At 59.3% G+C, this 23,352-nt stretch carries 15 protein-coding genes and 3 pseudogenes; 7 read left to right on the top strand and 11 right to left on the bottom strand.

What is annotated here, in order from left to right; genetic code table 11:
• Positions 1–71 precede the first annotated feature (71 nt).
• Entirely contained in the window at positions 72–1,139 is a 1,068-nt protein-coding gene (locus JFT80_RS15495; RefSeq protein WP_103307244.1) for an ABC transporter substrate-binding protein, read from the bottom strand.
• Positions 1,140–1,489: 350 nt separating this feature from the next.
• Here JFT80_RS15495 and JFT80_RS15490 point away from each other — a divergent pair, with 350 nt between their 5' ends.
• Complete coding sequence (locus JFT80_RS15490) at positions 1,490–2,203, top strand: UTRA domain-containing protein (RefSeq protein ID WP_201148462.1); 714 nt, start codon at positions 1,490–1,492, stop codon at positions 2,201–2,203.
• Positions 2,204–2,231: 28 nt separating this feature from the next.
• On the opposite strand, the gene JFT80_RS15485 is transcribed toward JFT80_RS15490, so the two are convergent.
• Complete coding sequence (locus tag JFT80_RS15485; RefSeq protein WP_201148461.1) at positions 2,232–2,999, bottom strand: class III extradiol ring-cleavage dioxygenase; 768 nt, start codon at positions 2,997–2,999, stop codon at positions 2,232–2,234.
• A 102-nt stretch (positions 3,000–3,101) separates the two neighbouring features.
• Between JFT80_RS15485 and JFT80_RS15480 the strand changes: the two genes are divergently transcribed.
• Positions 3,102–3,758: a thiopurine S-methyltransferase gene (locus JFT80_RS15480; protein ID WP_201148460.1), complete on the top strand. Its 657-nt coding sequence runs from the start codon at positions 3,102–3,104 to the stop codon at positions 3,756–3,758.
• 121 nt (positions 3,759–3,879) lie between these two features.
• On the opposite strand, the gene htpX is transcribed toward JFT80_RS15480, so the two are convergent.
• Entirely contained in the window at positions 3,880–4,767 is an 888-nt protein-coding gene (gene htpX / locus JFT80_RS15475; RefSeq protein ID WP_201148459.1) for a protease HtpX, read from the bottom strand.
• A gap of 304 nt (positions 4,768–5,071) precedes the next feature.
• A complete protein-coding gene (locus tag JFT80_RS15470) occupies positions 5,072–6,283 on the bottom strand; it encodes a pyridoxal phosphate-dependent aminotransferase (protein WP_103304753.1) in 1,212 nt (403 codons plus the stop codon).
• 224 nt (positions 6,284–6,507) lie between these two features.
• Here JFT80_RS15470 and msrB point away from each other — a divergent pair, with 224 nt between their 5' ends.
• From msrB to JFT80_RS15455, 3 genes are all read left to right on the top strand, one after another.
• A complete protein-coding gene (msrB, locus tag JFT80_RS15465; protein WP_201148458.1) occupies positions 6,508–6,903 on the top strand; it encodes a peptide-methionine (R)-S-oxide reductase MsrB in 396 nt (131 codons plus the stop codon).
• A gap of 974 nt (positions 6,904–7,877) precedes the next feature.
• Positions 7,878–8,366, top strand: a complete 489-nt coding sequence (locus JFT80_RS15460; RefSeq protein WP_122841367.1) for a glutathione peroxidase — start codon at positions 7,878–7,880, stop codon at positions 8,364–8,366.
• Positions 8,363–8,821: a MarR family winged helix-turn-helix transcriptional regulator gene (locus tag JFT80_RS15455; protein WP_122841366.1), complete on the top strand. Its 459-nt coding sequence runs from the start codon at positions 8,363–8,365 to the stop codon at positions 8,819–8,821. Before JFT80_RS15460 ends, JFT80_RS15455 begins: the two co-directional genes overlap by 4 nt.
• Here JFT80_RS15455 and JFT80_RS15450 read toward each other — a convergent pair.
• Positions 8,805–11,126, bottom strand: a complete 2,322-nt coding sequence (locus JFT80_RS15450; RefSeq protein ID WP_201148457.1) for a response regulator — start codon at positions 11,124–11,126, stop codon at positions 8,805–8,807. The genes JFT80_RS15455 and JFT80_RS15450 overlap by 17 nt on opposite strands.
• A gap of 166 nt (positions 11,127–11,292) precedes the next feature.
• Here JFT80_RS15450 and JFT80_RS15445 point away from each other — a divergent pair, with 166 nt between their 5' ends.
• Positions 11,293–12,183, top strand: coding sequence for an ATP-binding protein (locus JFT80_RS15445; protein WP_201148456.1), 891 nt, complete (start codon positions 11,293–11,295; stop codon positions 12,181–12,183).
• Positions 12,180–12,661: pseudogene (locus JFT80_RS15440) on the top strand (GAF domain-containing protein). Before JFT80_RS15445 ends, JFT80_RS15440 begins: the two are co-directional and overlap by 4 nt.
• Here the strand turns inward: JFT80_RS15440 and JFT80_RS15435 are convergent.
• From JFT80_RS15435 to JFT80_RS15410, 6 genes and pseudogenes are all read right to left on the bottom strand, one after another.
• Positions 12,662–15,614: pseudogene (locus tag JFT80_RS15435) on the bottom strand (HD domain-containing phosphohydrolase).
• A gap of 66 nt (positions 15,615–15,680) precedes the next feature.
• Positions 15,681–19,302, bottom strand: a pseudogene (locus JFT80_RS15430) (transporter substrate-binding domain-containing protein); the annotation flags it as partial.
• Positions 19,303–19,310: 8 nt separating this feature from the next.
• The gene (locus JFT80_RS15425) at positions 19,311–19,937 is read right to left on the bottom strand and encodes a response regulator transcription factor (protein ID WP_201148455.1); all 627 of its coding nucleotides are present in this window, start codon (positions 19,935–19,937) and stop codon (positions 19,311–19,313) included.
• A gap of 251 nt (positions 19,938–20,188) precedes the next feature.
• Positions 20,189–20,578 (bottom strand): response regulator transcription factor, encoded by a 390-nt coding sequence (locus JFT80_RS15420; protein ID WP_201148454.1) that lies wholly within the window; start codon positions 20,576–20,578, stop codon positions 20,189–20,191.
• A 182-nt stretch (positions 20,579–20,760) separates the two neighbouring features.
• Positions 20,761–22,089, bottom strand: a complete 1,329-nt coding sequence (locus tag JFT80_RS15415) for a deoxyguanosinetriphosphate triphosphohydrolase (RefSeq protein ID WP_201148453.1) — start codon at positions 22,087–22,089, stop codon at positions 20,761–20,763.
• Between the two features lie 68 nt (positions 22,090–22,157).
• Positions 22,158–23,321, bottom strand: a complete 1,164-nt coding sequence (locus JFT80_RS15410; RefSeq protein ID WP_201148452.1) for an EAL domain-containing protein — start codon at positions 23,319–23,321, stop codon at positions 22,158–22,160.
• Positions 23,322–23,352: the final 31 nt, after the last annotated feature.

The raw sequence follows: 23,352 nt of genomic DNA, 5'->3' as shown, positions 1-23,352 counted from the left end.
GGCGCGGCGCGGTTTTCGATAAACCGTGGTGCTGCGGTTCGCGAGCAAGCTTTGCTCCTACAGATGAAGGATTACTTCATCTCCACGATGACTTCTTCGTTCCACTTCTGCGGCAGGGCCTTGGAGGTTTTTTCCCATGCGTCGGCGTCTTTGATCGGGGTAACCTTTTTGTACTGCTCGTTCGGCAGCAGTTTGGCCTTCACGTCTTCCGGCAGTTGCAGGTGCTCGGCACGGATCGGGCGGGCGTTGCCGCGGGCGAGGTTGGTCTGGCCGGCGTCGCTGAAGATGTATTCGCGGGTCAGCTTGGCGGCGTTAGGATTTTTTGCGTACTTGTTGATGATCGTGGTGTAGCCGGAAATCACCGAGCCGTCGGACGGGATCAGCACCACGTAGTCATCCGGGTTGGCCATCTTGGCCTTGTAGCTCAGGCCGTTGAAGTCCCAGACCACGCCGACTTCGATCTCGCCTTTTTCCATGGTGGCGATGGTCGGGTTGGCCATCGACAGTCGACCTTGCTTGGCGATGTCGGCGAACAGCAGCAGCGCAGGCTGGATGTTTTTCTCGTCGCCACCGTTGGCCAGGGCAGCAGCGAGAACGCCGTTGGCCGCTTGTGCGGCGGTGCTCACGTCACCGATGGAAACCTTGTATTTGCCGCCCTTGAGGTCAGCCCATTTGGTCGGTACTTCGGAACCGTGCAACAGCTTCTTGTTGACGATGAAAGCGATGGTGCCGGTGTAGGCCAGGGCCCAGTTGCCGTCCTTGTCCTTGGCCCAGTCCGGGACTTGATCCCAGGTGCTTGGCTTGTACGGTTGCACCACGCCTTGCTTGACCGCAATCGGGCCGAAAGCGGCACCGACATCGCCGATATCGGCGCTGGCGTTGTCTTTTTCCGCGGCAAACTTGGCGATTTCCTGAGCCGAGCTCATGTCGGTGTCGATATGTTTTAGGCCGTAGGTCTTGGCCAGGTCTTCCCAGGTGCCTTTCCAGTTGGCCCAGTCATCGGGCATGCCGACGCTGTTGACGGCGCCTTCCGCTTTCGCAGCGGCTTCGAGGGTTTTCAGATCGGTGCCCGCCGCCATGGCGGAGGTGCACATAGCAATGGTCGAGCCTAACAGTGTTGCCAGGAAAAGCTGTTTCATTCCGAAGCTCCTTGGTCGTGTTCAACGCTGCGATTGCGGTTTGTGTTGGTCTAGGTCAGCAATACCTGAGCCAATTTAAGGGGGCTGGATGACACTTTGATGTCGGTGGCCCTGCGGCAAGCCTTTTGTTTGCCCGATATCAGCGGCTGCCAGATAAGCGTAGACCATGCTCAGGCCCCGGCTGACAAGGGACTTGGCCGATGTATTGCAAGTCATGAGAGCGACCGTTGGGTAGTTTTGTCATCTCTCGGTCATCTGTACTGCCTAGGCTTGCAACACACGGAAACGCTTCGTTGGCCGTGTGGTTTTGCCCTGAAACAGTGCTGGTCTAGTCCAGATAGGTAACGTTGATGCGCGATGAGGCAACAAAAGCGGTGACAGCGATTGGCCAGGTGTTGCAGGAACAGCTCGATCACGGGTTGTTGGCTGCAGGCAGCAAGTTGCCGGCCGAGCGCAAACTCAGTGAGTTGTTTGGTACGACGCGGATTACCGTGCGCGAGGCGTTGTTACAGCTGGAGGCGCAGGGGCAGATTTATCGCGAGGAGCGGCGGGGCTGGTTTGTGTCGCCGCCGCGTCTGGCTTACAACCTGATGCAGCGCAGTCACTTTCACGCGATGGTCAGTGCGCAGGGGCGGGAGCCTTCGACCGAGGTGATTTCGGCGCGGTTGCAGCCGGCTTCGGCGGCGGTGTGTGCCTGGTTGCAGCTGCCGGCGTTGTCGAGCGTGATTCAGATTTGCCGGTCGCGGCGCATTGATGGGCGGTTGGTGTTGTATGTGGAGCACTATTTGAATCCGCAGTTTTTTCCGGGGATTCTGGAGTTTGATTTGAATCAGTCGATTACTGAGTTGTATGCGCGGCATTACGATTTGCACTATGGGCGGGTGCGGTTTGAGATTGTTCCTACGTCGTTGTCGGTGGATGCGGCGGCGGCTTTGCGGGTGTCTGTGGGGAGCCCGGGATTAAGGATTGCTCGGGTTAATTATGATCAGCATGAGCGGTTGATTGATTGTGATCTGGAGTTTTGGCGGCATGATGCGATTCACGTCGGGGTTGATGTCACCTGAGCCAGGTAGCCGGCGGTTGCAACAGCTGTTAGCCGAACCGATAGATGTCCATGCCCAGGGCGCCCATGGTGAAGCCCTTGTGGCTGACGCTGAACGGACCCCCGGCAGCGCGAGCGAAGTACAACGGCAGCAGGTGTTCATCGCTGGGATGGTTACGCACGGCATTTGGCGCCTGGCGGCGGTAATCATGCAGCGCGGCCTCATCGTTGGCAGAGAGTTTCTCGATCATCCATTCACGGAACGCTTCGGCCCAGGGTTCCACGCTTTCCGGGCCAGCGTGCCAGTCCAGTTCTCCGAGGTTATGGGTGATGCTGCCTGATCCTATCAGCAGCACCCCTTGTTCACGCAGGCTGGAGAGGGCGTGTCCGACCTGAGTCTGCAACGCGGGGCCGCCCCGTGTGGGCAGAGAGACCTGTACCACCGGAATGTCGGCCTGCGGGTACATCAGCGAAAGCGGTACCCAGACACCGTGGTCAAATGGCCTTTTGGCATCGATGCGAGCAGGCAGGTCGGCGGCTTTGAGCAGGTCGACTACCTCCACCGCCAGTTGCGGATCACCGGGGGCGGGGTATTGCACTTCGAACAGCGCCTTGGGGAAACCGCCGAAGTCGTGCCAGGTGTCCGGATGCGGATTAGCGCTGACCAGCAGTTCATCGCTTTCCCAATGCGCCGAGACGATCACGATGGCTTTGGGTTTCGGCAGTTCGGCTGCCAAACGTGCGAGAGCCGGGCCGCTGGCGCCGGGCTCCAGTGCGAGCATGGGCGAACCGTGGGAAATAAACAGGCTGGGAAACATGATGGATTCCTGAGCGGTAAGATGCGCCATCTTCAGTCAGATCATTGATCTAAATCTAATATAAGTTTTAACGCCTTTTGATCGATTTTTTAGGGGATATTCATGCAGCCTGAGTTTTGGCAAAAGAAGTGGGCTTCCAATCAGATCGGCTTCCATCTGCCGCAAGTGAATCCTTATCTGCAACGGTTCTGGCCACAATTGGACCTGGAAGAGGGCGCTCGCGTGTTGGTGCCGTTGTGTGGGAAAAGTCTGGATTTGCTGTGGCTTGCTCATCAGGGCCATGAAGTACTGGGGATTGAACTGTCGGAAAAGGCCGTTGAGGACTTCTTCAGCGAGCATCAGTTTGATCCTGATGTCAGCGAACAGGGGCCGTTCAAGGTTTATCGCGCCGGTTCGATCGAACTGTGGTGCGGGGACTTCTTCGAGTTGACTGCAGGGGATGTGGCCGACTGCGCCGGTCTGTACGACCGTGCTGCGCTGATTGCGCTGCCACCCGCCATGCGCGAGCAGTACGCGGCGCACCTGAACCGGATACTGCCGAAGGACGCGATGGGGTTGCTGATAACCCTCGATTACGATCAGACGCAAAAGGACGGACCGCCGTTTGCTGTGCTTGATGATGAGGTACGGCACTTGTTCGGCAACTTCTGGGCGCTGAAGATCCTGGAAGATCAGGATGTGCTGGGGGAGAGCTGGAAATTTATCGAGAGTGGCGTGACGCGCCTTGAAGAGCGGGTTTATCGGGTTTCTGCCCGATAAGAAAGCTGCCTGCGCTGGCGATTCGTGAGCAGGCTCACTTTTACATAAGGTCAGCAGCACAAATCAGGACAGACAAAAAAGGCCCGCATCTGTGCGGGCCTTTCTGTTTTAGCGCAACCTGTCAACCGCGGCGACGCAGGGCGTCAATACGCGCTTCCAGCGGCGGGTGGCTCATGAACATGCGAGCGAAACCCTGCTTGATGCCACCGTTGATGCCAAAGGCATTCAGGGTATCGGGCATGTGTACTGGCAGGCCCTGTTCAGCTCGCAGCCGTTGCAGTGCGCCGATCATCGCGCTGGTACCGGCCAGACGGGCGCCGGCTTCGTCGGCGCGGAATTCGCGTTTGCGCGAGAACCACATGACGATCGAGCTGGCCAGGATGCCCAGCACCAGTTCGGCGAAGATGGTCGCCACGTAGTAGGCAATGCCTTGGCCTTCTTCGTTCTTGAAGATCACCTTGTCGACGAAATTGCCGATGATCCGCGCGAAGAACATTACAAATGTGTTCACCACGCCCTGGATCAGCGCCAGGGTAACCATGTCGCCGTTGGCGACGTGGCCGATTTCGTGCGCCAGCACGGCTTTGACTTCATCGGGCGAAAAACGCTCGAGCAGGCCCTGGCTGACCGCGACCAGCGCGTCGTTCTTGTTCCAGCCGGTGGCAAAGGCGTTGGCCTCGTAGGCCGGGAAGATACCGACTTCGGGCATCTTGATCCCGGCTTCGCGGGACAGTTGCTCAACGGTTTGCAACAGCCATTGCTCATGCCGGGTACGTGGCTGGCTGATGATCTGAGTGCTGGTGCTCATCTTCGCCATCCACTTGGAGATGAACAGCGAGAACAGCGAACCGGCGAAACCAAAGACCGCACAGAAAACCAGCAGCTGATTGAGATTGAGATCAACCCCGTTGGCCGCCATGAACCCGTTGAAGCCGAACAGGCTCAGGGTGATGCTGGCTATCAGCACGACCGCCAGGTTAGTGGCCAAAAACAGCAGGATGCGCATCATGGTTGTAGAAATCTCCTCAAGCTAAAGATGTAGCGTACTGCGGGGTATATAAGGTGCTGCACCGGGCTATTCAACCGAGTGACTATTTCAAACTGTGTCCTACAGCAAATTCTTCGGCACACGGCTGGTTTCCCACAGCACACAGCGACATGGACGACAGATAGCCGAGACCCGTCGCTATTACGTCAGGCGTTTGTGAGCACTACGAATCGCAAGTGTAGAAGGCGTGTGAGGGCGGGGGATGTAGAAGTGTTGCTGAATCAGACAGTGCGCAACGTTCGGGCCGTTGCGCACTGCTGGCCAATTACTGGCGGTACGACTTGAGGAAGTTGCCGATGCGGCCGATGGCCATTTCCAGATCATCGACGCGCGGCAGGGTGACCACGCGGAAGTGATCCGGCCACGGCCAGTTGAATGCCGTGCCTTGCACCACCAGCAGCTTCTCGGAGAGCAGCAGGTCGAGCACGAACTTTTCGTCGTTGTGGATCGGGCAGACTTTAGGGTCGATTTTCGGGAATGCGTACAGCGCGCCCATCGGTTTGACGCAGCTTACGCCCGGAATGTCGTTGAGCAGCTCCCAGGTACGGTTGCGCTGTTCCAGCAGACGACCCTGCGGCAACACCAGATCATTGATGCTCTGATAGCCGCCCAGCGCGGTCTGAATCGCATGCTGGCTCGGCACGTTGGCGCACAGCCGCATGTTGGCCAGCATGTCGATGCCTTCGATGTAGCTCTGGGCATTGTGTTTGGGCCCGGAGATGGCGATCCAGCCGGAGCGGAAACCCGCCACGCGGTAGGACTTCGACAGACCGTTGAAGGTCAGGCACAGCAGGTCCGGGGCCAGCGAAGCGGTGCAGATGTGCACGGCATCGTCATACAGAATCTTGTCGTAAATTTCGTCGGAAAAGACCACGAGGTTGTGCTGACGGGCCAGCTCGAGCATGCCCAGCAACACTTCCTTCGAATACACCGCGCCGGTCGGGTTGTTCGGGTTGATGATCACCATCGCTTTGGTATTCGGGGTGATCTTGGCCTTGATATCGGCCAGATCCGGGAACCAGTCGGCGCCTTCGTCGCACAGGTAATGCACGGCGTTGCCACCCGCCAGGCTTACGGCAGCGGTCCACAGCGGGTAGTCCGGGGCCGGTACCAGCACTTCGTCGCCGTTGTTGAGCAGCGCCTGCAACGACATCACGATCAGTTCGGATACGCCGTTACCCAGGTAGATGTCTTCGATGCCGACACCTTCAACGTTTTTTTGCTGGTAGTACTGCATCACTGCCTTGCGCGCGCTGAACAGACCTTTGGAGTCGCTGTAGCCTTGCGCGGTCGGCAGGTTGCGGATCACATCCTGAAGGATTTCGTCCGGTGCCTCGAAACCAAACGGCGCCGGGTTGCCGATGTTCAGCTTGAGGATGCGCTGGCCTTCCTCTTCCAGTCGTTTGGCGTGCTTGAGCACCGGGCCGCGAATGTCGTAGCAGACGTTGGCGAGCTTGTTCGATTTGCTGAACTGCATGGCGATGTGATCCCGAAAATGAACGATCCAGGCGGCGAATGGACAACCGTACTGGGATTCCTGCGTCTTCGCACAGGCGGACGTCTGGAACCGTGGCCTCCAGAATCCGTTTGAATGCGCCCGGTCTGGCTGCCAGACTGGCACGTGACGAGGCGCAATCATACGTGCCGCCCGATCCGTGGAAAAGGTACAGATCGGGCTTTTTCAGCCGCTGAGGTGTGATGATGGAAAAGTTGGAAAAAACCCTGGAAGAATGGAAAGCCATGCTTGATCCGCAGCAGTACGAGGTTTGCCGCCTCAGTGCCACGGAGCGACCGTTCTCCGGCAAATACAACGCCACCAAAACCGACGGTGTTTACCACTGTGTCTGCTGCAATGAGCCGCTGTTCGATTCCGCCACTAAATTCGACTCCGGCTGCGGCTGGCCAAGCTTCTACGCGCCGATCGGCGACAGTGCGATGACCGAAATCCGCGACGTCAGCCACGGCATGATCCGCACCGAAGTGAAGTGCGCTCGCTGCGACGCGCATCTGGGCCACGTGTTCCCGGACGGCCCGCCGCCGACCGGATTGCGCTACTGCATCAATTCGGTGTGCCTGGAGCTTGTGCCTCGGGAATGACCTTGTGTGTTGGTGTACATATCCGTTGCTGCGGTAACGGCTGCTTAGGGTTCCGCCCTTACGGCGGGTCACTTTTTCCAGACGCCGAAAAAGTAACCAAAACGCTCTTGCCCCACCACTCGGCACCTCGCTTAGGCTCGGTGTGCCCGAACGCAGGCATTGCTCCGCGGGTCGCCGCGATGGGCCATCCCTGGCCCAGCGCGGCTAAACCGGCATCCTTGCCGGTTTCCCCGCTACGCAATGCCTGCGTTCGGCCAGCGTGGTTAACGGGGCGTCCGTGATCAAGAACCGGGCCGTGGCGGCCTTCGGGCCGACCAAGGCATCAAGCCGGCGCGCTGCGCTTCTCTGATGTGCACTGCCTGCGGGCTGGTGTTGTTCCTGTGGGAGCAAAGTTTGCCCGCCTTCGGACTGATGTTGTTCCTGTGGGAGCAAAGCTTGCCTGTCCCCGGGCTGATGTTGCTCCCACAGATATCAATCCCTCCATAAAGTCCACCTTCCACAAATACCACCTCACAGCGCTCATTTCATATCCAGAAAAGGTGCACGACCCAACAAGCGAAGCGCGCCGGCGTGATGCCCTGGTCGGCCCGAAGGCCGCCACGGCGAGCTCTAGATTGCAGGCGCCCGGTTAACCACGCTGGCCGAACGCAGGCGTTGCGTAGCGGGTAAACCGGCAAGGATGCCGGTTTAGCCGCGCTGGGCCAGGGATGGCCCATCGCGGCGACCCGCGGAGCAATGCCGGAGTGAGGGCACACCGAGCCTAGGCGAGGTGCCAAGTGGTGGGGCAAGAGCGTTTTGGTTACTTTTGCGCTTTTCAAAAGTGACCCGCCGTAAGGGCGGAACCCTAAGCAGCCCTGACCAAAAAACGGATCTGCCCCCGTCCCAAAGAAACCAACCAACCCAAAATTGAATTGCACACAATTCAATTGCTAACTATCTTAAAGACACCACCCCAAAAACCCCAGAGCCTAACGATGACCGACGACCCCCTGCTGACCATCCCCTGCACCACCATCACCGGCGAACAGAAAACCCTGGCCGACTATGCCGGCAAAGCCGTACTGGTCGTCAACACCGCCAGCAAATGCGGCTTCACCCCACAGTACAAAGGACTCGAAGCGCTCTGGCAGACCTACAAGGATCAGGGCCTGGTAGTCCTGGGTTTCCCCTGCAACCAATTCGGCAAACAGGAACCCGGTAACGAAGGCGCGATCTCCGAATTCTGCGAACTGAATTTCGGCGTCAGCTTCCCGCTGTTCAAAAAAATCGAAGTCAACGGCGCCGGCGCCCATCCACTGTTCGTCCAGCTGAAAAAACGCGCCCCCGGGTTACTGGGTTCCCAAGGCATCAAGTGGAACTTCACCAAATTCCTGATCGGCAAAGACGGTCAACTGGTCAGGCGCTTCGCACCGGCGACCAAACCGCAGGACCTGAGCCGCGAGATTGAAGCCCTGCTCAAATGAATCCGCCGTTCGACTCCCTGCAACTCGACAGCCAGCTGTGCTTCAAGCTGTACGCCGCGTCCCGTGCGGTGATCCGGGCCTACAAACCAATGCTGGACCAGCTCGGGCTGACCTATCCGCAGTACCTGGCGATGCTGGTGCTGTGGGAATGGCAGGAAAAGGCCCCACAGCAGCCAACAGTCAAGGCCCTGGGTGAACGCCTGGCGCTTGATTCCGGGACCCTGACGCCGTTACTCAAACGACTCGAACAGCTGCAACTGGTGCAGCGCCAGCGTTCATCCCGCGATGAACGCGAAGTGCACCTGAGCCTTACAATTGCGGGCCAGGCGCTGCGTGATCGGGTCGCGCCGCTCAAGGCCCGGCTACTGTGCGACAGCGGCGTGGATCTGGATCGGCTGCATGATTTGCGTGAAGGGCTCGATCATTTGCTGGGGCAGATCAAGGCGTTGTCGTAGCCGGCATCCATGAATCCAGCAGGGCCGCCAGCTCTTCGCGGCGGAAGGGTTTGGCCAGGTAATCGCTCATGCCCGCGGCACGGCAGCGTTCGCGTTCCTCGGACATGGCATTGGCGGTCAAGGCCACAATAGGCAATTGTGGCCAGCGTCCGCTGCGACGGATTTGCCGACTGGCTTCATAGCCATCCATCACCGGCATGTTGCAGTCCATCAGCACCAGGTCGAACTCGTCGTGCTCAAGCAGATCCAGGGCCTCGGCACCATGCGCGGCGACGATGACCTCGCAGCCGAGCTTGCCCAGCATGCCCTTGGCTACCAGCTGATTGACCGGATTGTCCTCCACCAGCAGTACCCGCCCGCGGCGCTGGGGTGACAGCGTTTGCAGTCGCGCATCGTTGATCGTATTGATCTCAGGTTGCAGTACCCGTCGCAATGTCTGGAACAGTGCGTTTCGCGCCAGCGGCCGCGCCTGCTGTTGCAAAGGGGCGAGGGCGCTGGCCTGTTCGCTGGGCATGAAGCTGCCGTATGCAGTCACCAGCAGGATCGGCGCAGTGCAGGCGGGGCGCAGGACAAACAGGCATTCGGGGCAATCGGTGATGACCACGTCGGGGTCCAGGCCGATCATCGAATCATCGATCGAGCGCTGTTGATACTCGAGCCCCCACACCGGCAACACGGTCTTGAGCAGCTCTGCCAGGCCGCTGCTGGCTGCCGTGATGGCAATGACCTTTCCCTGCAAGGGCGCAGGCGCCAGGGCGCGGGTATGGCAGGGCAGCGGTAGTTCGGCGCAAAACTGACTGCCGAAACCCGCCTCGGAACTGATCGTCAGACGCCCCTGCATCGCTTCGCAGAGGTTGTAGGTCAGCGCCAGGCCCAGCCCGGTGCCGCCGTACTGACGGGTGATGCCGGCGCCAGCCTGAGTGAACGGCTGGAAAATTTTCACCTGCGCTTCCTGCGCGATGCCGATCCCGGTATCGCAGACTTCGATACGCACGCCGTCCTTGTGCGCCGACAAGCGCACATCGACCCGACCAAATCGGGTGAATTTCAATGCGTTGGACAGCAGGTTGCTGACGATCTGCCGAACCCGGGTCGGGTCGCCGAGTACCAGCGCAGGAAACTGCGGGTCGATCAGGCAGGTCAGTTCGACGCTCGGTGCAGCGTTCTGTGACAGCAGGTTGGCGGTGTCTTCGACGAGCGAACCAAGGTCGAACGGAATGTATTCGAGCTCCAGTTGCCCGGCATCGAACTTGGACAGGTCGAGAATATCGTTGAGCAACTCCACCAGCACTTTGCCCGAGTCGTGGGCGATCGACAGCTGCTGTTGTTGCTCGGCATTCAGCGGGCCGTCCAGCGACAACGCGATCATCCCCAGCAGGCCGTTCAGCGGCGTGCGGATTTCATGGCTCATGTTGGCCAGAAACGCCGAGCGCGCTTCGGCCATGTCCAGCGCGGTGCTGCGGGCGACTTCCAGTTCCTGATTGGACTGGCTGAGCCGGGCGTTGATGGCTTTGAGTTCGGCGGTGCGCGATGAAACGATATTTTCCAACTGGCCGAGATAGTCGGTGAGACGGTTTTCGGCGTTGCGCCGCTGCTGGATTTCCGTGGCAATGTTTTCGAACTGTTGATTGGCGACTTTGACCAGCACGCCGATCTCGTCGTTGGCATGGCCGGCCGGGCATTCCAGAGTGGTCGGCTCGGCGCTGCGTGGGTCGCGTCCGCTGAGCTCGCGAATCACTCGCACCAGCGGTTTGGTCAGCATTACGTAGAACAAGGCCAGCAGAATACCGGTGAGGATCAGGCTGCGGGCGAAACCGTTGAGCAGGGTGATTTCCGCCCGACGTAAAAAACGGCTGCCGAATGCATAAGTGTCGACTTCAAGGCTCAAGGCGCCGAGCGATTCTGCGGGCAGATGATCGAGGTACAGGCGGTCTTCAAACTGACGTTCGGCGCCAAACATGAAGTCGCTGATCATCCGGTAATTGCTTTGCTGCCCGGGTCGCTTGACGTTGGCCAGTACCGTGCCGTTGTTGTCGATCAATCGCGCACCGATGATGGCGGGCGAACGCAGCAGGCCGAAGGTCAGCTCCTGGGCGAGTTCGGCATCGATGTTGTAGGCGATACGCGATGCCGGATTGTGGCTGATTTCCAGCAAAGACAGGATTTCACGGTTGATGGAGGCGTCTTCACTGGCATAATCGATGCCGATTTGCAGCAGGCTGAGCAGCGTGCCCAGAATGAACCCGACCAGCACAGTAAGCTTGGCTTGCTTGTACGATAGCCGGTGGGTGAATTTGATATCCATAGGGTGTTGAACCACTTCCGTTTCCCTTCGCTGCTCAAGCATAGTCGATGATGCATGGATACCGCTGTTGTCGCGAGCCCTCAAACATGGGTTGGGACAGGCACCTGGTCGTTGTGGATTATCGCTGTTGCGCAATCATTAATGTGAATGTGCCCAAGGAGAAGACGTGGATTCCCGATTGAATGCTTTCCTGGAGCGCGCCGATGCCGTTCTGGCCCGTATCGAACCGCTGCTGCCCGCACCCCGGCAGGCCATTGACTGGACCACTTGCCTGGCTGCGCGCTGGCAGCGAGAGGGGCGCAGCGGATTCCTGATGCCCCTGGAAGTCAGCCTCGACATGCGCTTGAGCGACCTGATCGGCGTCGATCGTCAGCTCGAACAATTGGGCCGCAATACCCAGCAATTCCTCGACGGCATGCCGGCCAACCACGCGCTGCTCTGGGGCTCGCGTGGTACCGGTAAGTCCTCGCTGGTGCGCGCGCTGTTGGCGGAACACGCCGCGGCGGGGCTGCGCCTGATCGAGATCGAGCGCGATCACCTTGCGGACTTGCCGCGCGTGGTCGAGCAGATCGGCAAACTGCCGCAACGCTTCGTGTTGTTTTGCGATGACTTGTCGTTCGAGTCCGGCGAAGGCGATTACCGCGTGCTCAAGAGCGTGCTGGATGGCTCGCTGGAGCAGGCCCCGGAGAACGTCTTGCTGTACGCCACTTCCAACCGCCGCCATCTGGTGCCGGAGAAGGAGAGCGATAACGAAAACTGGAAGCGTGTCGACGGTGAGTTGCACCCCAGCGAAGCGGTGGAAGACAAGATCGCACTGTCCGACCGTTTTGGTCTGTGGCTGTCGTTTTACCCGTTTACCCAAGAACACTTCCTCGACGTCGTCGAACACTGGATCGGCCAGTTGGCGGCCAAGGCCGGCCTGAGCTGGCAGCGCGACGAAGAACTGGACATCCTCGCCGTGCGTTGGGCTACCGGCCGCGGCAATCGCAATGGACGTTGCGCGTACCAATTCGCCCGATACTGGGTGGGACTGAAATTGTTGGAGCACAAGGCATGATTGATTTGCAACAAAGCGGCCAGGGCCTCGAAGGCTATGGCATGTTGGCCGCACAACTGGAATCGCTGCTGGCGGACGAGCGCGACTTCATCGCCAATGCTGCGCAGTTTTCAGCGTTCCTGTTCAACCAGCTCGATGATTTGAACTGGGCCGGGTTTTACCTCAATCGCAACGAGGAACTGGTACTCGGCCCGTTCCAGGGGCAGATCGCCTGTGTGCGTATTCCGTTCGGTCGTGGGTGTGCGGGGCTGCGGCGGCAACTTTACAGACTCAGCGGGTCGAGGATGTTCATGCGTTTGCCGGGCATATCGCCTGCGACAGCGCCTCCAACAGCGAGTTGGTGGTGCCTCTGGTCAAGGACGGTCGCCTGATCGGTGTACTCGACCTCGACAGCCCGAAGCTGGCGCGTTTCGGCGCGGCTGACCAGGCCGGTATCGAGCACCTGGCAGCGATTTTCCTGCGCCTGACCGACTGCTGATCACGCAGTGAGGCCAGCCTTGTGCAACAGGCTGGCCGAATCCACCGAATCAATCTGCTGTGGATCGAGAAAGCGCAGGGCGTATTGCATGTACACGCCTTCGTTGATGAACAAAGCGAACAGCTCGGGATCGATGTGCGCTTCGTGGCTCATCGTTGCCATGATGTTCAGCGCTTCGCTGAGCGACTTGGCCTTCTTGTACGGCCGATCGGCCGCCGTCAGTGCCTCGAAAATATCGGCAATCGCCATCATCCGCGCCGGCAGGCTCATTTCTTCGCGCTTCAGGCGTTTCGGGTAACCGCTGCCGTCCATTTTTTCGTGATGGCCGCCGGCGATTTCCGCGACGCTGTCCAGATGGCCGGGGAAGGGCAGGTGGCTGAGCATCATTATCGTCTGCACCATATGGTGATTGATGATGTAGCGCTCCTCACGAGTCAGCGTGCCACGGGCAATGCTCAGGTTGTACAACTCACCCCGGTTGTACTTGTAGCGGGGCACGTCGAGCTTGAAGCCCCAGGGATTTTCCGCCGGAATAAGCTCACTCTCTGCCCGCTCGAACAGATGCTCGGGTTTGTCCGCCAGCAGGGGTTCATTGACCGGCAGGATCGGCGCCGGGGTGCGCGCCTGACGGCGGTTCTCTTCCCAGGAAACCCCCAGGCGATCGTCCAGGGTACGACTCCAGGTGCGTTGCGCGAGGCTGCGCAGGCGCTGCAGATCCTCTTCAGCCATGGCTTCGCTGCCCAGGTTGCAGCGGGCGATGAAGGCGAAGTCTTCATCCAGCGCCGCAAGGCTAGCCTCTCGCAAGTCAGCCAGCGGCTGCTCGTCTGCGCCCTGAGCCACGCCTTGCCAGTAATCGATCCAGGCGTCGCGCTTGAGCACTTCGAAACGGGTGCGGATTTCGTGGATACGGTCATTCAGGGTTTCAAGCTTGGTGGCTTTATCGACCACGTATTCCGGGGTCGTGACCTTGCCGCAGTCGTGCAGCCAGGCCGCGATGTGCAAGGCTTCCCACTCGTCTTCGGTCGGCTGGTAGCCTTTGAAAGCCGGCGCCTGGCTGGCGGCAGCGGCTTGGGCGAGCATCAGGGTCAGCGCCGGTACCCGCTGGCAGTGGCCGCCGGTATAGGGGCTTTTGCGTCGATTGCACCGGCCAGCAGTTGAATGAACGAGTCCAGCAATTGTTTCTGTTTGGTTTGCAGGCGCTGGCTTTCGATGCTCACCGCCGCCGCTCCGGAAACCGCCTGCAGAAAGGCGATGCGATCCGGGCGCAGTTTTTCCAGGTCGCTCGGGTGGCCGCTGTCGGCCAGCAGCAGTACCAGCAGGCCCACCGTCTCGTTATGCCGGTTGCGCAGGCGAATGCCGATCAGGTGGACCCGCGGGCACTCCAACGCCAGCAGCACCTTGCGCCAATCCCCGGCCTCTTCGAACCCCAGACTGGTCACCATGGTGTCGACTTCCACCAGTTGCCCAAGCCAGGCAGGACTCTGCGCAGACTTCGGCTCGTGCGCCTGAACGTCGAATGCGGGCAAATCCTGGGACGCGCCGTCGATCACCAGGCCGAGGGGAACGAAGCGGTCACCGTCATTTTCCCGTAAGTAGATCAGGCCGGCCTGGGCCTGGCCGATATTTACCGTTTCAAACAGTACGCGCTCCAGCAGCGGGCCAAAGCGGGTCTCGGCGCTGAGGCTGTCGGTGATCTGGAAGAAACTGGCCAAGGTGTCTTTCATGCGCGCCATCGACACGCCCAACTGGTCCACTTCAAGTACCGGTGAACGCCTGATGGGTGGGGAGTTGAAGTCGAAACTGCGAATAGCGTCAGCTTCCTGAACCAGCGCGCGCAGGGGCCGGACCAGTATTCGGGAGGTCAGCCATCCCAGCGGCAGGCACAACAGCAACGTCGCCAAGGTCACCAGCGCACCTTGCCAGCGCAGGCGGTACGCATCGACGAGCAGTTCATCCTCGGGAACGAGCAAAGCCAGGTGCAATCCCTGGGGACCACCTTCCTGGATGCTGCTTTGGGCCACAATCCAGCGTCGACCACCGGCCTCCAGCCGATTGCCCGCCGCCTGGTTGTTCAGCAGCGCGCCGAGTCCCGGGCTTAAATCGGCCGCCTTGATCAAGCGGGCGCTCTGGTCGTCAACAATGAGCCTGCTACTGTCGGGATAGGCAATGGCATTGCCCTGGGCGTCGAACAGCACGATTTCGGTTGCCGGGGTCACGACGTGTTTGGCCAGGGTGGCTGATAGTTCGGCCAACGTCAGATCGGCGCCCATGACTGCCTGTTCGCCACTGCGTCGGGCCAGTGTGGTGCCCACATTGTGGGTGGAGAAGAACACATAGAGGCTCTGTGGTGATCTGTTCCTGCTCGCTGACGAGCGCTGGAAAACCAGGCGCGAGTCCGCGGATCGTAGTCTTCGCTCGGGGTGGTCGAGACGGCCGAGGAGCATCAGGTCGCGGTCAAAGAACAGTGATTGCGACGTGACCTGGCCGTCGCTGCGGTCGCGCTCGATGCTCCAGACCTGGAATGCGGCGGCATCCGGCGCCTGGGTGCGCGCTTTCGAGTGCCGCGGTGCGCAGGGGCCGCACCATGAAGAAATCGCCGTTGCCATAACCCAGATACAGCGATGCCAGGTTCTGGATTGTCCGTAAGCGCCTGGCTCAAAGGCTTGAGCAAAGCCAGCCGCTGCTCGAGGTCTGTGGCCTGGGTGGCCGGGTAGTCCGCCAGCAGGCTCAACAGATGACGAATGGGTTGGTAGGTGGCGTGCAGGTCAAGCCGCACGTCCTGCTCGATTTGTTCGAAGAGCTTTTCACTGCTCGACAATATGATCTGGGTGGTCTGTCGATAGTTGAAGATCCCCAGCACTACGCCGGTCAGCAGCAACAGCAAGGTGAACATGACGCTGATATGGATATGCAACGGCAAACGCCGCGGATCCGGGCGCAGTGGGCTGGGCATTGCAGTGTTCTCCATGGGATTTAACTCACTGCTTAGCGCCCAAGCATAGTTAAGGCTCCCCGTTGTGCTGCGCTCGTGCTCGCATATTTGCTGCAAAAGAGCCAGTTCCAGTTGCACCATGTCGCGTGCCATCGCCTGGGTGCAGTCGGATAGGGCCTGCGCGTCCAACCCACCCTGGCAGGCTGCCTCCAGTGATTCACAGCTGTCGATGAGGCTCGAGGCCTGGATGATCCGCGCTGCGCCCTTGATTTTGTGGGCAATATCCAAAAATGCCTGTGGCTCAGCGGTGCTGGGCACCGCCAATAACTCCTGGCGGTCCAGACGATTGCTTTTGAGCAGTTCGTTGAGTAATCGCAGGTCCAGCGCCGGGTTTCCTCCCGTCAGTTGCTGCAGCCCCGCAAGGTTGAATGCCGGGGACTGCGCCTCGGGATTGAGGCTTTCAATCCAGTGGCTCAATGCGTTCAGGGTGAGCGGCTTGAACAGGCAGTCATCCATGCCGGCTTCTTTGCAGCGGGCGATCTCTTCCGGCTGGGCATTGGCAGTGAAACCCAAAACGACAGTGGGCGGGCGCTGCAGGCGTTGCTCCTCGCCGCGAATGGCGCCAACCAGTTCATACCCGTTCATGACCGGCATGTTGCAGTCGGCGATTACCAGGTCGAACGCCTCGGTCTGCCAAAGTCTGAACGCCGCCGCGCCATCCTCCGCAACCCGGGACACATGACCAAGAAACTCCAGTTGCTGGCACATGAGCAGCCGGTTGGCAGGGTGGTCATCGACCACCAGGACTTTCAGCACTGTCCTGGGCGGCTGGGGTGCCTGTTCAATGGTCAATGCCGCCTGTTGCTGCGCCAGAGCTGGCAGGTGCAGTGAGACCTGCACTTGAGTTCCGATACCTGGGTGACTGCTCAGTTGCAGGCTGCCGCCCATCAACTTGCACAGGCTGCGACTGATCATCAGCCCCAGGCCTGCTCCGCCACGGCCCGCTTTGGCACCGTTGTCTGCCTGGACGAAAGGGGCGAACAGCCGACTCTGATCGTCTTCACTGATACCGATGCCGCTGTCCTCAACGCTCAGATGCATCTGCACTGCGTCCGGCCCGGTGGGGCTCAGGTCGACGGCGATCCGGACATGGCCCTGGGGGTGAACTTGATGGCGTTACTGATCAGGTTGGACAGCACCTGCTTGAACCGCACAGGGTCCAGCAGCACGTCAATGGCGGGGTCGTCGCATTGAAACTCCAGCAGTAGCTCGAGTTTTTCTGCCGCGCGAGGCCCTCGAAGATATTGACCACCGACGCGACGACTTCACGGAGATTGACCCGTTCCGGGTTCAATTCCAGGCGGCCGGATTCGACCCGCGCAATGTCCAGAATGTCACCGATGAGCTCCAGCAGGTCCCGCGCCGAGTTATAGGCAACGTCGATCGCGGGCCGATCCGGGTGATTCTGCTCGATTCGTTTGAGCGTCAACTCGAGCATGCCGATCACCGCGTTCATCGGCGTGCGGATTTCATGGCTCATGGTCGCCAGGAAAGTGCTTTTGGCGCGGTTGGCTTCATCGGCGCGTTCCTTGGCACGCCGCAGTTCTTCGAACAATTGGCGCCGGTCACTGATGTCGATCCAGCCGCCGATGATGCCCTGGACCATGCCGCGCGAATCACGATAGGGCAGTACCCAGTGATAAATGGTCAGCCTGCGTCCGCCGATGTGCAAATCCCGGTCGAGCACCAGCGGGATGCCTTCTGCCACTACGCGCTGATAGTCGGCCTGATATTCCCGGGCCTCGAATGCGTTGCTCATGTTGCCCGGCATCACGCTTTTACCGATGACGTCCTCGCGTTTGGCGTTGAATGTTTCGAGATAGCTGTCGTTACAGCTTTGCAGCAACCCCTGGCGGTCGCGGACATACATGGGATGCGGCGTGCCATTGACCAGCGATCGCATGAATTCGTATTGATCACTCAGCGCACGCTCTGCGGCCTGGCGCTGTTTGATCTCCCGGCGCAGGTAAGCGTTCCAGGTGAATGAAATCAGCAGCAGGATGCCGGCAGTGATAACGATCTGGTAAAAAATGCGGCGGTAGTCCTGCCATGAGTCCTGCGCTGAAGCCGAGTAGCCGCGCCAGCGACTGTTGATTACCCCCAGTTCGTCCGGTGCGATGCTCAGCAACGCCTTGTCGAGAATCGAGTTCAGTTCCCTGGAGTCCCGGGCGGTCGCCAGAGAAAACGCGGCCTGCTGAGTGCCGATTGTGGTGCCGATCTGCAGATCGCGGCCGAAAATCCGCGCGGACATGAAATAGTTGGCGATGACCAGTGAGTTGACCGCAGCGTCGGCGCGCCCATCGGACAGCATTTCCACGGCGCTGAAGGTATCGGGTGTTTCGATCAGTTTGATTTGCGGGAATTCGCGACGCAGATAATCCACCATCGGATTGCCCTGTGCGATGGTCAGGCGCTTGCCCTGCATCTGTTCGAGATTGGTCGGGCTACCGGCCAGTTTTCGCGTGAGCAAGACAAACGAGTTCTGCAGGTAGGGCCGTGTGAAATTAAGGGTAGATTCACGTTGGGTACTGGGGAGCAGGGCGGTGATCATGTCAGCCTGCTTGTCAGCGACGCGTTCGATCATCTCGCCATCATTGCGGCTGCGCTGAATATCGAAGCGCAAGCCGGTGCGCAGCCTGATCAATTCCAGCAGGTCGGCCGTGACGCCACGAAAGTTGCCGTCGCGGTCGAAAAACGTCAGCGGTGCATAGGCTTCGTTCACAATTACGCGAACCACCGGATGGGCTGCCATCCAGCGCTTTTCGCGATCGGTGAACTGCAGGTTGTGATCGCTGATCAGGATGTCACCGCCGGCGCCCCAGCGTTTGCCGATGTTGTCTTTTTCACTGGTTGGGAGGGCGGCCAGCATCGAATCGATGATGCCCAGCAATTGCGGATTGTCTTTATGCACCGCAAAACTGAAGCCATGCGCTTCATGTTTGCCGAAGCTCGCCATGCGGATGTTGTTCAGGTAGCCCTTGTTTATCATGTAGTGAGTTGAAATCGTGTCGCCGAGAAAAACATCGGCCTGATCGAAGGCCACTGCATTGATCGCATTCTGGTAGGAGGGGTAGGGCGTGATAACCGCATTGGGGTATAGCCTCTTTACTTCCCCCAGCGGCAGATAGTGATAGACCATGCTCATTCGCAAACCCCTCAGCCCATCGGTCAGGGATCGGGTTTCTTCCTCGCGCGTGACCAGCACCGGTTGATCAACGGCATAGGGGGCGGACAGCAGGATGTCCGGATGTTCGGCTTCGAAGCCGTTGGACGTACCCAGCAAATCGACTTCGCCATTCTCCAGCGCCTCGATGGCGTCGTCCCGGGTGGAGAACCGCCTGACCTTGATCGGTAAACCGGTGGTCGCGCCGAGAAGACCTGCATAGTCAGCGGTCAGACCCTCGTAATCACGACCGCTGACTGTCATGTCGAAGGGCGGATAATCGGGAGCAGAGGTGCCCAGGACCAGCTCAGACCTGTTCAGTATCCAGAGTCGTTGCGGTCGATCCAATGGCACCTCATGTTGTGCGGCCGTGGCCCGACTGAGCAAGGAGTAGCTTTGACTTTCGATCGGCGCGGCCTGTACCGAACTGCTCGGGAAAAGAGCTACGGTCATCAGCATCAGGTATTCCTTGGCGCGACTGGGCATGCTGGCTCTCACACGAGTGCGTTACGTTTGGCCATCTCTATAAGTTCTACAAGGGATTTGGCCTTGAGTTTTTGCATCAGACGTTTCTTGTAGGTGCTGACGGTCTTGTTACTCAGAAACATGCCCTTGGCTATTTCTTTATTGGTGCGCCCTTGGGCAAATAATTGCAACACCATAAGTTCACGATCATTGACGGACTTGAACAGTTCCAGTTCAGCGTAACGAATATCATCAGTGCGAACCGGATTCAAAGCCTGACTGGGGAAGTAGTTATAACCGGAAAGTACCGCTTTGATTGCGCTGACCAGTTCGCTCAAGTCTTCTTGTTTACAGACATATCCCGATGCGCCGGACTGCATGCAGCGAATACCGAACAGAGTCGGGCATTGCGCGGTGAGCACCAGGGTTTTCAATGAAGAGCCCATGGCGTTGAACCGCGCAAGGACTTCCAGGCCGTCGAGCTTGGGAATGCTGATGTCGAGAATGATCAGGTCCGGCATGCACTCGCGCACCATTTGCATGGCATCGACCCCATTATCGGTTTCGCCGACGACCTTGTAGCCTTCATGTTCCAGCAGCATTCGAACAGCAAGACGGATGACCGGGTGATCGTCGACGATAAAAACGGAGTTCATAATCAAATCCCATACAAGCACGAATAAAGCGCGCACCTTAGCTCAGAAGGTTCCGCTATCGCATGAACAGGCCTACCTCTATCCTTAATATCAGATGATTCCTACAGCAGAGCAGGAAAAGTACTACGTTCTAATTAGTGATTGTATTGGATATTTAAAAGTTTCAAGGTTTCAAGCGGGTGCTGATAAGTTTAAAAAAACAAGCTCCAGAGCGATTTACTGAGTTTAAGTTTGCGAGATTTTGGCGTTAATTACTTGGCTGAAGTCAATAGCGTTATAAGTTCCAGATGTTTCAGAGGCTTTATCAGAAAACCTGACAGCGGTAATCCCAGTCTGATCGCCGACTGTGCAAGTTCGTCCAGTTCCACTGCTGTCAGGCTACTGAGCAGTATCGCGCGCTTGATCATTCCCATGTGCGTTGCCACTTCGATCAGTTGCAAGCCGCGCAAGTCGGGCAAGCATTGGTCACACAACAGGACGTCGTAGGGTATAGGCGTCTCGCGCATCCTTTGCAGGGCGACCTCGGCACTGCCGGCCGTGGTGATGTGTTCGAAACCGTAGCTTTGGAGCAGGATTTGAGTTGCTCGAAGTTGGAAGTCGTGATCTTCAACCAGAAGGATGCGCAAGTCTGCTTCTTTCATCGGGATACTCACACTGAGCCGTCGAGCTGACGGAGGGTGATTATTTCGCGAAGAGGAGGGAGCAATCGATCAGCCGGCGCGACATGCGCTGTAGGACGATTCGTCAGGCTTTGAGTGTTTCAGCGCTATTCAGGGCTGATCGGCCACACGCAGGGGCGTAATGGGCGATCAGCAGGTGTCGGTCAGTGGCTGGAACGACCGGTCATCTCCAGGGCCATTTCGCTGGCGTAGCTGTCGGTCATGCCGGCGATGAAGTCGATCATGCGCAAGAATGACGTATGCAACGGGCCGCGAGGGTCGGGTGCATTGTTGCCAAGCAAATCCAGGATGCGCCGGCTCTTGAAGGACGGCGTTCGACCGTCGTGCTGTTCCAGCGCCGCACCGCAGAAGGCATTCAGCAGGATCTCCAGGGTCGTGTAGGCCCCGATCTCATGCAGGGTCTTGCGTTTGTCCTGGAAGATCTTTTTACGCGCCATGTCCTTGGCATTCAGCACGCAGCGTTTTGCCGGACCGTGCATGTGCTCCACCAGATCGCCGGGCAGCATGCCGGCCAGAAGTGCGTCCTGCTGCTCGACAAACGCCCGCGCGGCGGCGTTGGTCAAGTGTTCGATGGCTTTGCCGCGCAGGATCGCCAATTTGCGCCGCCGCGAATCCGACGGGCCTAGCTGGCGATAGGTTTCAGGCAGATCGTCACCGACCAGGCCCAGCAGCAGCGATTCGACTTCGGCGTACTCCAGCAGCTCCATTTCGAGGCCGTCTTCGAGGTCGATCAGTGCATAGCAGATGTCGTCGGCAGCCTCCATCAGGTACACCAGCGGATGGCGTGCCCAGCGTTGGTCTTCGATTTGCGGCAGGCCGAGTTTATGGGCGATCTGCTCGAGCAACGGCAGTTCGCTCTGATAGCAGCCGAATTTGTGTTTCTTGTAGCCCAGCGAATCGGCGTGGCGCGCCGTCCATGGGTACTTGAGATAGGTGCCGAGGGTGGCGTAGGTCAGCCGCGTACCGCCATCGAACTGATGGTACTCAAGCTGTGTGAGTACGCGGAAACCCTGGGCGTTGCCTTCGAAGTTGAGGAAATCGCCGCGTTCGGCTTCGCTCATGCCATCCAGCCAGCCGCGCCCGGCAGCCTGTTGAAACCAATGGCGAATCGCGTCTTCGCCGGAATGACCAAACGGTGGATTACCGATGTCGTGGGCCAGGCAGGCCGATTGCACGACCATGCCCAGATCGGCCGGGTCGCACCATTCGGGCAAGGCACTGCGCAAGGTTTCGCCGACGCGCATGCCCAGCGAGCGGCCTACGCAACTGACTTCCAGCGAGTGGGTCAGGCGCGTGTGAATGTGGTCGTTGCTGGTGACCGGGTGAACCTGGGTCTTGCGCCCCAGACGGCGGAAGGCGCCGGAGAAAATGATGCGGTCATGGTCTTTGTGAAAAGGGCTGCGGCCGAGTTCTTGCGGGCTGTGCAGCGGTTTTCCGAGGCGTTCGCGGTTGAGCAGGGTAGGCCAATCCAAGGCTGATTCTCTCCGTCTGGTGACTGATGCCCTAGCTTCCGGGTTCAGCTCTGCGCCTGCAAGCGGAACTACAACCCCGCCGCATCAATATCGATCAGCAGCAGGCGTTCACCGTTGTCGAAAAATTGTCCGGCCGTCAGGCAGTACTGGTTGCTGGTGGCATCACGGTAAGTGTTGGACAGGGTCAGGCGCCGCTCCTCCCAGCCTTCGGCGAGCAGATGATAGAAGTACGGGCGCCACGACCAGTTGTGCCCCAAATAGCGGTTGTCGGCGACCCAGCCGTTGTGGCGCCATTCCAGGTTCGGGGTCAGTTGCGTGCCGTGGCGATCGCACTGGTAGAACCGCAGCAACCAGGGAAAAGCTTCCAGTTTCGGCAGCGCACTCAAAGGTGCATGGGCTTGAGCCCAGGCTTGCAGAATCGCCATTAATTCGCTGAGCTGCTGGCGCATTTGCATCAATCGGCCACGTTCAGCGAGCTTTTGCCGCACATAGCGCTGGCGCAGTTCGGCGAAGCGCTGCACAAACGCATCGGTAGGAAAGAAGGCTTCCTGCGCCCGTGCAAACAGAAAACCCTGCACGTAACGCGCGCCGCACTCCAGAGCGTAATTCAATTGTGCTTCGGTCTCGACGCCTTCGGCGATGATCCAGCACCCGGTTTTCTCGGCCATCAGCGCCAGCGCCTTGACCACGTCGCTGCTCGGCCCGCCGAGGGCTGCCGCCTGAAAAAGGCGCATGTCGAGTTTGAGGATGTCTGGCTGCAGCGCGAGTACCCGATCGAGTTGCGAGTAGCCGGCGCCAAAGTCGTCGATAGCGATTCTTGCCCCGGCCTCGCGGTAGCGCGCGACCACTTCAGCCAAGCGCTGGCTGTTGCCGCCCAGTTCGGTGATCTCGAAAACGATACGCTGCGGATCGACACCGTGCCGCGCCAGTTGCTTGAGGCTGGGCAAGGCCTGATCGGCGCGAAGACGGCTGATCCAGCGTGGCGACATGTTCAGGCTGAGAAACCAGTCCGCTGGCGCTTCATGCAGACGGCTCAAGGCGTTGTCGCGGATCTGCCGGTCGAGGCGGCGCAAGGCGATTGCCGGGGGCCGAGGGTCGGCGAACAGCGGCCCGACCGAGCTCAATTGACCATCGGCCTGGCGCAGACGGCCCAATGCTTCGACGCCGGCTATGCGTCCAGTCGCGGTATCGATGAAAGGCTGAAAGCAGGCGAGCGGTTGCCCGTCAATCACGGGGCCTCCTTGCTAAATTCTTGTTCTGGGA

The organism is Pseudomonas sp. TH10 (assembly GCF_016651255.1).
Classification (GTDB): Bacteria; Pseudomonadota; Gammaproteobacteria; order Pseudomonadales; family Pseudomonadaceae; genus Aquipseudomonas.
Note: the sequence above shows the minus strand (reverse complement) of the source record. Positions and strands in the feature narration are given on the sequence as shown.